Raw genomic sequence first — 11,805 nt, forward strand, 5'->3', positions numbered from 1 at the left:
GTTTGGAAACAAACAGAATGCTATCGCTGCATAGTTGAACAGTGATGTTCAGCAGTGTTCAGCGTAAATGTATCAGACGTCACCTCCTATTGGGGTTTCGTAAGTTTTTCAGAGGGGTGTAGTCCTCAATCCAAATAGGCGCTCAACTCCTGCTCCAATGTAGGCAGTTGCACCTCTCCCTGCTCCAGCTCTTCCAAATCTTCCAGTTGTTTGCGCAGGCGGGCAATCCGCTCTTGCAGGCACTCTTTGATGCCTTTGGCCCCCAAACTGAGACAACTGCGGCAGACTTCCCCGTAGATTTGCCCGCGGTCGTTATAGACCACCGCCAGCAACACTTGGTGCCCTTTTTTCTGGATGGGGTTGGCCCATCCCCCACAGATAATGCAGGGCACTCGGCCATTGCCCCCGTAAATGCTGCGTTCCCAGACGATTCTCACGCTCAGCCTCAATGCAACTTGTTGCCCACCAGCATAAAAACCCAGGGGGATCCCTTGCCACCCCAAGATCCTTAAGATCCTCAATGGATCGCCGGCTCCCTTTTTTCTTCCTGAGAGAGGTTGGGGGTGAGAGCTAAAAAGGGATCCCGGCGGCTAGGTGCTGGGCCGGGCAGATTGAGAGCGGTCGATGGTGCGATAGGTGAGGCTGGCAGCCACCTCTAGAGCTTTGGCGGCGTCGCGGAAATAAAACCCCAACTCCTCATCCTTCTCCGTGCGGTTGGGCTTATTGAACTTGGCCTTGAACTGCACGTTGCAATACATGGCCAACCCCACCAGAACCTCTGACAGTCCGTGCTGGTTGATCAGCCGCTCCACGTCCGTAAGCAGGCTTTTGATCAAGGCATCGGCTACTGGTTCTGGCAAACTGTCCAGGTCGTGCATGGGGGCTCCTCAACCAACGAGAGCAAACAAGCCAACGGGTCTGGGATCCCGAAGGCAACCTCTCCTGATTTTCCTGCATCTTTTCCAGAATGCCCAATCCCCTTGCCAACGCTACCACCACTGCCGCAGCCAGCCCCACAGGCCCGGATAACGAATGGATCGCTCCCGGGCCGCTTGTTCCAGATGATGGGCGTGGTCTTGGCTGCCGGGATCCCGCAGACGATTCAGGCGCATCAAATAGGCATAGCGGTGGATCTGTTCTCGCAACTGAACTGGGGGAAGGGCAAAGCACTCTGGGCAAATAGGGCCGAGATTCAGACCCCTATCGTTGAAAAGGCAACGAACTCGCTTCCCGCCCGCAAAACGCTTTCCGCAGGCGGCACAGTAGCAAGCTGAGGGCTGGTTGGCAAGGCGCTGCCAGCGAATTCGCATGGTCTTCCCGACAAAAAGGCAAGCAACGTGCAGGCAATTCGCTGTAGCCATAATAGGCTAGAAGCTGGTGAGCAAAACCCAGGATGGGGGGGCCTGGAGTATCGAAAACCATGCCGCAACTCTACGACTGTGTCATCGTCGGCGCCGGCCCTGCTGGAGGATCTGCCGCCTACCATCTGGCCAAGCGGGGACGCTCGGTGCTGGTTCTGGAAAAGGATCCCTTGCCCCGCTACAAACCCTGTGGGGGCGGCGTTTCTCCTATGGTGGCGGCTTGGTTTGACTTCGACTTTGGCCCCGCCATTTCCCTCAAGATCCGGCAAATCCGCTACACCTGGCGCGGCGGCGATCCGGTGGTGGTCGATTTGGATTTGAAAGAGCCCGTTTGGATGGTGCGGCGGGATGTTTTCGACCACTACCTGATTCAGCAAGCGCAAAAGCAAGGGGCAGCGCTCCAGGCAGAATGCCCTGTCTCTGGCCTCGAGTGGCAAAGCGACCGCTGGCAAGTGATGACAACCGCCGGCCCGGTCTGGGGTCGGTACGTGATCGGGGCCGATGGGGCAAAAGGCTCAATGGCCAAGTGGCTGGGCTTTCAGGAACGCCGCCGTCGCTTGGCTGCCGCCTTGGAAGCAGAAGTGCCTCTCCTGCAGCCGCAAACTGCAGCCGCCCATTTTGACTTCGGCGCCGTCAGCAATGGCTACATTTGGAACTTCCCCAAGGCTGATGGCTACTCGATTGGAGCCGGCACCTTTCGGGGTGGAGAAAAACAAAACCTGCGGGAAATTGCCGCCCAATATGCCCAAAGCTTTGGCGTAGACTTGAAGTCGGTCAAGCCGTTTGGCCATCCCATCTGCCTCTGGGACGAAGATCAACCGCTTCACACCCAAAATGCCCTCTTGGTGGGAGATGCCGCCTGCGTTATCGATCCGTTTACCGCTGAAGGGATCCGCCCTTCCCTTCTCACCGGCATGTTGGCGGCCCAGGCCATCGATCAAGCTCTAGGCGGGGATACAGAAGCTCTGGCGAACTACTCTGCCCGCGTGCAGCAGGAATGGGGCTCAGAAATGCGCTGGGCTAAGCGGATTGCGGCGTTGTTCTATCGCTTTCCGGGCGTGGGCTACAGGGTGGGCGTCAAACGACCGGGAGCCACTCGGCGCATGGGCCAGATCTTGGCCGGTGAACTGCGCTACAGCGATGTGGCCAGCTCAGCTATTCGCAAGTTAAGCGGTGGTCTGCTCGCCTAAGCCCGGCACCGACAGACTCGAACAGGATCGTCGAAGCGCTTGCCGATCACCAGGCAGTTGCGACCATCGGCCTGGCGGGTGTAGCTCAAGTGGGTAGAGAGAGCTTTCATCAGCAAAATACCCCGTCCCCCCTCGGACTCAAGATTGGCGTTGGGCGATGTGGGATCCGACAAGTTCCGAGCAAATCCCTCCAGATCAAACTCCTGCCCCTGATCCCAGATGCGCAACTCCAGCCCTTGCGGCATCAGCAGCAGCTCAATGTCGATGGGCGTACTTTCCGGCAGAGCGCGGTGGGCGTGGCGAACGGCGTTGGTAAACCCCTCTACCAAAGCCAACTGACATTCCGCCCAAATGGGATCCGGGATGCCCGCATTTCGGAAAGACTCAAACCAGGTCAAAACCTGGTCAAGCGCGTCCAGGGTTGTGTCAACCCTCAGCGCAAACGTTTGCCTCTTGTCCAGAGGGATCCCTGCCGCGTTCAAAACCGAACCCCAACGATGAGGATTGAACTCAAGCCCATCAATCCTGGCCGGATTGACCCTACCAGATTCTAGACCAGAGCCCTGCTAGAACGTGTCATCCCCCACTTTGGGGGGTGCAGCTAGGGAGCGATGACCAAATCCACACGGCGGTTCCGCTGCCGTCCGGCTTCTGTGTCGTTATCGGCAACGGGCAAGGTGGGACCAAAGCCAGAGGTTGTCCAACTGATGGGATGGCCTTCCGGCAGCAGCTTCGTCAAATAGTCCTTAACCGCATTGGCGCGGCGCAGGGAAAGAGCCAAGTTGTAGTTTAAGGGCCCGATGTTATCGGTGTGGCCATTCACTTGAACGCGGGCGCCGGGCATAGCTTCCAAGGACTTGGCCACCTGGGCCAACAGCGAGGCTGCTTCAGGTCGAATCTCGGCTTTGTCAAAATCGAACAGCAAATCGCCCGGCAGGCTGATGGTTTGGGTTCCCACCTGAAAGGAGGTTGGCGTTGTGGTCGGAGCCGGGGTGGGCGCAGAGGCGCTTTCTGCCCCTGGAGCGATCTCAGCAGCAGTGGAAGATTCCCTGACAGGCTCAGGGGCTGTTTGAGAACGCAGCCGTTGCAGCCGCGACTCCAATTCCTCAATTCTGATCAAGAGCTGGATCACCTGCTGGCGGATCTCCCGAATCTCTGCCTCCAGATCCGTGGGGCTCTCATGATTTTCCTCTGGATCTGCATCTGCTGTTGGGCTGGCCACCGGAGGATTGGCCTGGGGCGGGGCCAAGGTGGGCAGGATCGGTGGTGTGGGAGAAGCGGGTTGAGTGGGAGAGATGTTGGTCTCCGGCTGGGGCTGAGGTTGGGCCTGCTGGGGAAGCACCATCCCGACCCAGATTCCGCTGCTGACCAAGAGGATCCCGCTTAGGGAATGGAGAGCGACTGTTAGGAGCTGGGACGAACGAGCCATTGCAGGCAAACCTCCGGCTGGATGGGCGCAGGCAAGGAGCAGGAACTCCTCTCAACTCAACCCTCAAGACCCATCCTAACCGGCGACCCGATCTCGCCAAGGGGATTCTCGGTCGGTCCAACTGCCACTTCCCGCCATCTGCTGTGGGAGGCTAATCAAAACTGATGCGACCTCGATAACGCCCTATGAGGGTTAGGCCGTTGATGGGATCCGCCAAATCCGCCACAAAGGGGGGAAAGCGGGGGTTGTCGCTGATCACCTTCACCTGGGATCCGGGCAGGCGCTGCAGTCGTTTGACCAACAGATCTCCATCCATCTGAAAGACGTAAATGCCTTCACAGCCCAGGTCTCCACCCTCTTGCCGCTCCACAAAGATCCAGTCGCCATCCTCCAAGGTGGGAGACATGCTATCCCCCTGCACCCGAATCAGGCTCAGCTCGGCAGGATTTCCCTTCAAGTATGTCCGCAGCCAGTTTCGCTCAAAAGCAACCACCGATTCGATCGATTCTTCCCGCACCAACACCCCCGCTCCGGCAGAGGCGGCTACATCGACAAAAGGCACATACACATACTCTGCTTTCGCGTCGGGATCCAACTGCGGGGATCCCTCCCCTGTGATCAGCCAACTGAGGTTGACTTGGCCCACTTGGGCAATTTTCACGGCCTTATCAATGCCGGGCACGGATCCCTTCAGGTAGCTGCGCAAGGCCGTATCGCTAATTCCGGCCCGTCGCCCAAACGCATAGACGGCTTCATCGCCAATCACCCATCGCAAGCGGTCTGCAAAAGAAGAGCCAGAGGAGATGGACATCGGCTTAACGCTACATATTGTGTATAAGCAGATTTTTACCACTATATCTTGACAAGTCAACAACCGGTGCAGCCATTTGGGGAGAATCTTCAACCTGAGCTGACCAAGCGGCAGAAGGGAAATCTCACTTATTGTTAGCAGGCTGGCTGGGGAATCCTACTGGCGCTACCGTGGTTTTGGGTTGTGTTCACAGCGGGTCAGCAGCGGGCCGGCACAGCTTACTCTACCCAAAAAGGTGCACGTGGGATCTTCACCAAGTGCTGGGGTAAGCTACCCTGTCTGTTGAACTTATTCCGGCAGTCTGTCTGGGTGAAAGATGCTGAGATATCGGCATTAGCGGCCCAAAAGGTTCGGTTCCCAGATTGCCTCTGGGTCTACTTCAAGCTGTTCTGCCTCAATCCCTATGGTTTCCTCTGACCTCAAGCGCTGGCTGGATAACTTCCTGATTGCCGTTGTCTTTCTGGTGTTCGCCGGGTTTGTCTGGTTTGTCTTTTCCGTAACCGGGGCTTTTCTTGGGATCCCACTGGGCTACAAACTTTGGATGCGGCTCTGGCTGCCCTTGTTTCAGCCGGCTTTGGGGATCCTGATGGCCGGGGCGGTGGTGAGCGGAGTGTGGGGCTGGCTGGAAAAACGCCGCTCCCAACAATCATGATCATCAATAGAACTGAAGATCCCGTGGCGCAGGGGAGCCACAGACTGGCTCTATACTGGAAACGTATCTAAATGTTGAGCAACTGAGGCAGTCTGGCGTCGTGTTTGTTCTGTCCGGCTACGAGTATTTGCTGGTTTTCCTGATCCTCTGCTCTCTGCTGCCGGTTTTGGCTCTGGGGGCTTCTGCACTCTTGGCGCCAAAGCGGCGGGGATCCCTGCGGCGCAGCACTTACGAGTCGGGCATGGAGCCGTTTGGGCAAGCCTGGATCCAGTTCAACATTCGCTACTACATGTTCGCACTGGTCTTCGTCATTTTCGATGTAGAGACGGTGTTCCTCTATCCCTGGGCAGTGGCGTTTCACCGCTTGGGGCTGTTGGCCTTTGTGGAGGCCCTGATTTTCATCGCCATCCTTGTGGTGGGTCTTGTGTACGCCTGGAGAAAAGGAGCATTGGAATGGTCATGACGTCTGAGAAATCGCAAGTCTTGTTTCCGGGGGCTGCCCCCCAGGTGACTACCGACCTCTCCAACAACGTCGTTCTGACGACGGTGAACGACCTGTACAACTGGGCTAAGATGTCCAGCCTCTGGCCGCTGCTCTACGGCACCGCCTGCTGCTTCATCGAGTTTGCTGCCATGCTGGGATCCCGCTTCGACTTCGACCGCTTTGGCCTGTTGCCTCGTTCTTCGCCGCGCACGGCTGATTTGATCATCACGGCAGGTACGGTCACCATGAAAATGGCTCCGGCGTTGGTCAAGCTCTACCAGCAAATGGCTGAGCCGAAGTACGTGATCGCCATGGGGGCTTGCACCATCAGCGGTGGCATGTTCAGCTCCGATTCCTACACGGCAGTGCGGGGGGTGGACAAGCTGATCCCGGTGGATGTGTACATTCCCGGCTGCCCTCCTCGTCCAGAAGCGATCATGGATGCCATTGTCAAGCTGCGCAAGAAGATCGCCGCCGAGGACATGCGGGAACGAGGCCGTCTGCAGCAAACCCACCGCTACTACACGGTTAAGCACAACCTCAAGCCTGTGCCGGAGATCATCACCGGCAAGTATCTGGAGAGCGAGACCCGCCAAGCTCCCCCGCCAGAGCTGGCTGCGGCCATTGGCTTGCCAGTGCCCCCGGCCTTGCAAACCGCCGACTTTAAGCGGGCGGAACAGCAGCTCAAAGCCTTGCAGGGAGGAGTGTGAGATGGCAGAGGAGAATGCCCAGGAAAAACAAGCGCCGCCATCCGCAGGCGAGCAGTCGGAACCCTTGGTGACGTTGGAGCGGGGCCCGGTTTCCCAGTTTCTGGCCGACAACGGCTTCGAGCACCAGTATTTGGGGAGAGACGCAGCGGGGGTAGAGCTGTTGGAGGTGGAGCGGGACTTTCTCCTACCCTTGTGTACCGCCCTCTATGCCTACGGCTTTAACTACCTGGAGTGCCAGTGCGGGTATGACCTGGGGGCAGGGCAGCCACTGGTCAGCCTTTACCACCTGATCAAGCTGTCAGACGGGGCGGATCGCCCTCAGGAGGTGCGGCTCCAGGTAAAGTTGCCTCGCCAGGATCCACGCCTACCTTCCGTATACTGGATTTGGAAGTCGGCGGATTGGCAGGAACGGGAAACCTACGACATGTATGGCATTGTTTTCGAGGGACACCCGAACCTGAAGCGGATTTTAATGCCGGAAGACTGGATAGGTTGGCCCCTGCGCAAGGACTACATCACGCCTGACTTCTATGAGCTGCAGGATGCCTACTGATTGGGGATCCCTGACTCGGTGGGCAGCGTTGAACAGGATGGGTTGAGATGTGGCCTTTTTTGCTCTTGGCAATCTACGCAGGAGGAGTTTGGTACTCGGCCCGCAAGGCGGATCGCATCTATTCGGGCTCCGGGAAGTGGGTGGTATCGGCCCTCTGGCCTGTGTTGTTGGTCTCGAACCGTCAGTTTCGCCAAAATTGGCGTCGTCCCCTGAACAAGTAAGTTGAGTGAGTCTGGATCCCTGGAATCCTCACCTGTGATCGCTCCTGAGCAACACCTACGCGACCCGAGTCTTTCTCTATCGACACCTCAGGCCACGCAGAAGTTGCGGGAGTTGATTGTCAGCCGCATTCGCGCTCAAGGGCCGGTGACCTTTGCCCAGTTTATGGAGTGGGCTCTCTACGAGCCGGGGTTGGGCTATTACGAGCGGGGATCCCCGATTGGCCCCGACTACCTCACCTCTCCCCACCTGGCGGCGGACTTTGCCCAACTGTTGGCGGAGCAAATCCACCAGTTCTGGCACATTTTGGGATCCCCCTCTGCCTTCACGGTCATCGAGATGGGGGCGGGCAGCGGTCGCTTGGCCCAGGATTGGCTGACCTACGTGCGCTCCGCTAACCCCCCTTTTTGGCAGGCACTGGAATATGGGATCCTGGAGCGTTCTGCCCACCTGCGGCGGCTCCAACAGGAGCGATTGGCTCCTTTTGGGGAGAAGGTGCGCTGGTTGGATTGGGACGGGATCCCGGATAACTCAGTTACAGGCTGCTTTTTCTCCAATGAGCTGGTGGATGCTTTTCCGGTGCATCGGGTGCAGGTGCAGGATGGGGCTTTGCGAGAAATCTATGTCGATTGCGGCGAGGCTGCAGAAGCCAACTTCCGGGAAGTGCTGGGGGATCTGTCCACTCCTGAGCTGAGGGAGTATTTTGCCCGCTTGGGGATCCCTGTAGAAACTTATCCGTCCGGTTACCAAACCGAGGTGAACCTGAAAGCCTTGGAGTGGCTGCAGCTGCTGGCCCGTAAGCTGCGGCGAGGCTACCTGCTCACCATCGATTACGGCCACACCGCCCAGAGCTACTACAGCCCCCACCGCGCCCAAGGTACGCTCTTGGCCTACCGACAGCACGGCAGCTATACGGACCCCTATGTTCGGGTGGGATCCCAGGATCTCACCGCTCATGTGGACTTTACGACCCTAGAGCAAGTGGGAGAATCTCTGGGGCTAAGATGCCTGGGGTTCACCCGGCAGAGCAACTTTTTGGTGAACCTGGGATTGACCGAGCGGCTGGCTGCCCTCAGCCAAATGGGGAGCTCGGTTGGCGGCGAAGCTGTGGATGTGGGCCAGGTTTTGCGGCGGCGACATGCTCTTCACGCGCTGCTGGATCCCATGGGGTTGGGGGGCTTTGGGGTATTGGTGCAGGCTAAGGGCCTGACCCCCTCAGAATATGCTCATCCTCTGCGGGGCTTTGGCGAGCCAGAGCTGTGAACCGTTTCGGTGCTATTGGGATGGGATGTCTACCCCTACCGGCTACCGTTGCCTTCCATCGATGCCAGTTCTGCCATTGCTCTGGCGCTATCTTCCAGGTTGTCGATTCGCTCCTCGAGGGTTGCAAAGACTTCGTCATATTTGTCGGCCCATGCGACGCCGGCGGCAGTTTTGGTCATGCGGGCCGAGCCAAGAGATACGTCTGAAGATCCTTTCGCGGGCATAGGTGACCGTTTAATGGAGTTACTAGAGCCTGTTGACCGACAAGCCTGGGTTAAGCGGGCAATATCCTGCTTCAGGAGATTCTGTTTTGATTGGAGTTGTTCCACCTTGGCTATGCCCTCTTTGAGGGACTGAATGAGCCTTTTTTTCTTGGCTTGTAAATCTCCAATCGAGGCTTTCAGGCTTTGCTCTTCTGCGCGTAACTGAGGAAGTCGTTCTTCTTGAGATTGGATCTGGATCTCTGTTTCAAAATGAAGCTGAGGAGTTTGAGCTTGCGAACGAGCCTCATCATAAGGTTGGGCAGCAGCCACCCCCTTCTGCTGGACTTTTGCCCAATCTTCAAGGGCAGCACGCAGGTTGGCCAGTTCGCTTTGCAGTTGCTGTAGGTCTGAAGGAGTGATTTCGTTTTGCTTCTGTCGATTTTCGAGGTGCTGCAGAAGCTGGATTTTGGCTTTGGCCTCGCTTCCAGATAGAGCAGAAGCCACATAGCCCGTCATCCCCGTGGCCAAACCTGCTGCTCCTGCCTGCCACAGGGATCCTCCCGCCCCAAGGCCGCCAATAGCCACCGTAACTCCGGCCAACGCGGGAAAGGCAGTTATCCAAAGCTGGCGGCAGGAGAAAGGCAACATCATCGACCCCAGGGTGGAAGAGGAGATTGTCTTGAAGATTGTTTTGACCATAGGTAATGTTTGGGTAGGTTTTCTCTCACTCACAACTCCTCTTTTTTTAAGGAGAAAGGGGAGCTAGAACCAACACAAAGAACAAAGAACGCCTTAGAGACAATTTTACTGCACTATTTCACTGCACTTCATCACTGCACTTCAAGATGACTCTGGTGTACTGCTGAGGTTACAGTTCTTTACGCCATCCCTCCAGTATGGCCACAACTACAAGTCAATTCAATCGCCACTCTAAACCTGCAAGAGCCACTTCAGCTAGAAATTGCAGGAGCCCCGCACTGTACCCGTAGGGTCGGTGTCGGGAGGAATGCTATAACAATACTGCGGACACCAGAAACGGTTGTTTAAGGCACTGGTAACGGTCGATTGGGGGTGCTGTAAACCACCCCAGAGGCTCGTGGTTGGCTTGCTAACTGCAGGGCTACTAAAAGCCCGCTCCGTACCGCCTAGCGGTTGATGTCGGGTAGTTTACGCTCATCCTGACCGGCTTTCTTGGCAGCGACGCCCAAGGACATCTGCTTTGACATGCTCGATAGGACTCCGTCCCGCTGACGCGAAAGGACCCCGTCCCGCTGCCGCAGTGGATCCCAGGGCTTGGAGCCTTGAGGAGAAAGTGGGGCAACTGTTTCTGGTTTATTTTGAGGGAGCTGAGTTTTCCTCCGCTCTCGAGGAGATGATCCGGGACTACCACGTGGGCGGGCTGATCTTCTATTCGATTGCCGGCAACATTCAAACGTTGCCTCAGGTGGCCCAGCTCATTGCCGCGGCTCAGGCACAAGCCCTTGTCCCCCTGTGGATAGCCATTGATCAAGAGGGGGGGCCGGTGGTGCGCCTTACCGAGGGGGTGACGGTGTTCCCCAGCGCCATGGCAGTGGCAGCAGCGGGATCCCTGGCAAAGGCGGAAGCTATGGCCCGTGCGGTGGGAACGGAGCTGAAAAGTTTGGGGTTTAACCTCAACTTCGCCCCTGTTGTGGACGTGAACAGCAACCCCCACAACCCCATCATCGGCATCCGAGCCTTTGGGTCAGACCCGAAACAGGTGACAGATTACGGCCTCGCCCTGTGGCGCGGCTATCGGCAAGCCGGGATCCTCTGTACGCCCAAACATTTTCCCGGCCATGGGGACACCGATATCGATTCCCACCTGGGGTTGCCGCGGGTGGATCGCCCTCTGGAGGCGCTACAGACCACGGAATTGCGCCCGTTTCAGGCTTTGATCCGGGCAGGGGCAGAGGCGATGATGACGGCGCATGTGGTGATGCCGGCTCTGGGATCCGTCGGCGACAGCGGGACGAAGTCCTTGCAACCGGCAACGCTGGCCCCTGAGGTGGTGTCCGGCCGGCTGCGGCAGAAGCTGGGTTTCAAGGGTCTTGTCCTGACGGATTCCCTGACTATGGGGGCCATTGCCCGCACCTACGGCATTCCCGAAGCGGCAGAACTGGCCTTTAGGGCAGGAGCCGATGTGCTGGTGTTTGGGGCAGATCCCGGCTTTAGCCCGGCCATCCAAAAAGAAGCCTATGCCCATCTGCTGCGGGAGTTCCGTGCCGGTCGTTTGTCGGTTGAGCAGTTGGATCGGTCAGTGGAGCGGATTTTGGCCTTGAAGCGGCGCTACAGGCTGGGATCCCCCTGCCCCCCTTTCCCCCCTGCCGGCTTGGAAAACCACCGGGCACTGGCCCGCCAAATCGCCCAAGACAGCATCACCCTAGTACGGGGATCCCTGCCCCCCTTAGCCCCCGACCCGCTGCTCATTACCCCTGTGCCTCTTCTGGGGGATCTTTTCCAAAATGTCTGGCCCGGTGCTCAGGTTCTCAAGATCAGCCCAGAGCCTACCCCTGAGGATTTGCAAACAACCCTGCAAGGGGCGTCAAGAGCTGACCAAGTGCTGGTGGGATCCCTTGATCTGTTTCGTTACCCGCTTCAGAAGGAGTTGCTGGCGGACTTACTGGGATCCCTTCCGCCGGAAAAGGTGATTGGGTTGGCCTTGGGATCCCCCTACGACGCCTTTGCCCTGCCCCAGATCCCGGTCTATTTGGCCTGCTACGGCACTACCCCCGTCTCTCTACAGGCGTTGCTGCAGGTGTTGTTGGGACAGATCCCGGCCCAGGGTCGCTTGCCGGTTGGATCCCACTTGGAGGGATCCTGGTCGCGTTAGCGGAGCTGATACATTTACGCTGAACACTGCTGAACATCACTGTTCAACTATGCAGCGATAGCATTCTGTTTGTTTCCAA

General features: G+C 57.7%; 15 protein-coding genes. 8 read left to right on the forward strand and 7 right to left on the reverse strand.

Annotation, left to right across the window (positions count from 1 at the left end):
* Window positions 1-125: 125 nt before the first annotated feature.
* From NW834_RS11655 to NW834_RS11665, 3 genes are all read right to left on the reverse strand, one after another.
* Window positions 126-437: a hypothetical protein gene (locus NW834_RS11655; RefSeq protein ID WP_414331199.1), complete on the reverse strand. Its 312-nt coding sequence runs from the start codon at window positions 435-437 to the stop codon at window positions 126-128.
* Window positions 438-590: 153 nt separating this feature from the next.
* Window positions 591-878, reverse strand: a complete 288-nt coding sequence (locus NW834_RS11660; protein WP_011433893.1) for a hypothetical protein — start codon at window positions 876-878, stop codon at window positions 591-593.
* Window positions 879-989: 111 nt separating this feature from the next.
* Window positions 990-1,310, reverse strand: coding sequence for a hypothetical protein (locus tag NW834_RS11665; protein WP_041436713.1), 321 nt, complete (start codon window positions 1,308-1,310; stop codon window positions 990-992).
* Between the two features lie 110 nt (window positions 1,311-1,420).
* Here NW834_RS11665 and NW834_RS11670 point away from each other — a divergent pair, with 110 nt between their 5' ends.
* Complete coding sequence (locus NW834_RS11670; protein WP_011433895.1) at window positions 1,421-2,551, forward strand: geranylgeranyl reductase family protein; 1,131 nt, start codon at window positions 1,421-1,423, stop codon at window positions 2,549-2,551.
* Here NW834_RS11670 and NW834_RS11675 read toward each other — a convergent pair.
* The 3 genes from NW834_RS11675 to NW834_RS11685 form a co-directional block, all read right to left on the reverse strand.
* Window positions 2,548-2,949: an ATP-binding protein gene (locus tag NW834_RS11675; RefSeq protein ID WP_414426315.1), complete on the reverse strand. Its 402-nt coding sequence runs from the start codon at window positions 2,947-2,949 to the stop codon at window positions 2,548-2,550. The genes NW834_RS11670 and NW834_RS11675 overlap by 4 nt on opposite strands.
* A 203-nt stretch (window positions 2,950-3,152) precedes the next feature.
* Complete coding sequence (locus NW834_RS11680; protein WP_414332690.1) at window positions 3,153-3,980, reverse strand: OmpA family protein; 828 nt, start codon at window positions 3,978-3,980, stop codon at window positions 3,153-3,155.
* Window positions 3,981-4,131: 151 nt separating this feature from the next.
* Window positions 4,132-4,791 (reverse strand): XRE family transcriptional regulator, encoded by a 660-nt coding sequence (locus tag NW834_RS11685; RefSeq protein WP_414418593.1) that lies wholly within the window; start codon window positions 4,789-4,791, stop codon window positions 4,132-4,134.
* 403 nt (window positions 4,792-5,194) lie between these two features.
* On the opposite strand from NW834_RS11685, the gene NW834_RS11690 reads away from it, so the two are divergent.
* The 6 genes from NW834_RS11690 (at window position 5,195) to NW834_RS11715 (ending at window position 8,672) form a co-directional block, all read left to right on the forward strand.
* The gene (locus NW834_RS11690; protein WP_011433899.1) at window positions 5,195-5,443 is read left to right on the forward strand and encodes a hypothetical protein; all 249 of its coding nucleotides are present in this window, start codon (window positions 5,195-5,197) and stop codon (window positions 5,441-5,443) included.
* A 100-nt stretch (window positions 5,444-5,543) separates the two neighbouring features.
* Window positions 5,544-5,906, forward strand: coding sequence for a photosynthetic/respiratory NAD(P)H-quinone oxidoreductase subunit C (gene ndhC / locus NW834_RS11695; RefSeq protein WP_414331498.1), 363 nt, complete (start codon window positions 5,544-5,546; stop codon window positions 5,904-5,906).
* Entirely contained in the window at window positions 5,897-6,637 is a 741-nt protein-coding gene (locus tag NW834_RS11700) for an NADH dehydrogenase subunit K (RefSeq protein WP_414331499.1), read from the forward strand. The genes ndhC and NW834_RS11700 overlap by 10 nt, the downstream gene beginning before the upstream one ends.
* A gap of 1 nt (window position 6,638) precedes the next feature.
* Window positions 6,639-7,190 (forward strand): NAD(P)H-quinone oxidoreductase subunit J, encoded by a 552-nt coding sequence (locus NW834_RS11705; protein ID WP_011433902.1) that lies wholly within the window; start codon window positions 6,639-6,641, stop codon window positions 7,188-7,190.
* A 47-nt stretch (window positions 7,191-7,237) separates the two neighbouring features.
* Window positions 7,238-7,411 (forward strand): hypothetical protein, encoded by a 174-nt coding sequence (locus NW834_RS11710; protein WP_414344869.1) that lies wholly within the window; start codon window positions 7,238-7,240, stop codon window positions 7,409-7,411.
* Window position 7,412: 1 nt separating this feature from the next.
* A complete protein-coding gene (locus tag NW834_RS11715; protein WP_414418592.1) occupies window positions 7,413-8,672 on the forward strand; it encodes a class I SAM-dependent methyltransferase in 1,260 nt (419 codons plus the stop codon).
* A 35-nt stretch (window positions 8,673-8,707) separates the two neighbouring features.
* Here NW834_RS11715 and NW834_RS11720 read toward each other — a convergent pair whose 3' ends face one another.
* Window positions 8,708-9,391 carry a hypothetical protein gene (locus NW834_RS11720; protein ID WP_414426316.1) on the reverse strand — a complete coding sequence of 228 codons (684 nt, stop codon included), beginning with the start codon at window positions 9,389-9,391 and terminating at the stop codon, window positions 8,708-8,710.
* 796 nt (window positions 9,392-10,187) lie between these two features.
* On the opposite strand from NW834_RS11720, the gene NW834_RS11725 reads away from it, so the two are divergent.
* Window positions 10,188-11,726, forward strand: a complete 1,539-nt coding sequence (locus tag NW834_RS11725) for a glycoside hydrolase family 3 protein (protein WP_414418590.1) — start codon at window positions 10,188-10,190, stop codon at window positions 11,724-11,726.
* Window positions 11,727-11,805 lie beyond the last annotated feature (79 nt).

The organism is Synechococcus sp. R60.1, assembly GCF_047461835.1.
In the GTDB taxonomy this organism is placed as follows: domain Bacteria; phylum Cyanobacteriota; class Cyanobacteriia; order Thermostichales; family Thermostichaceae; genus Thermostichus.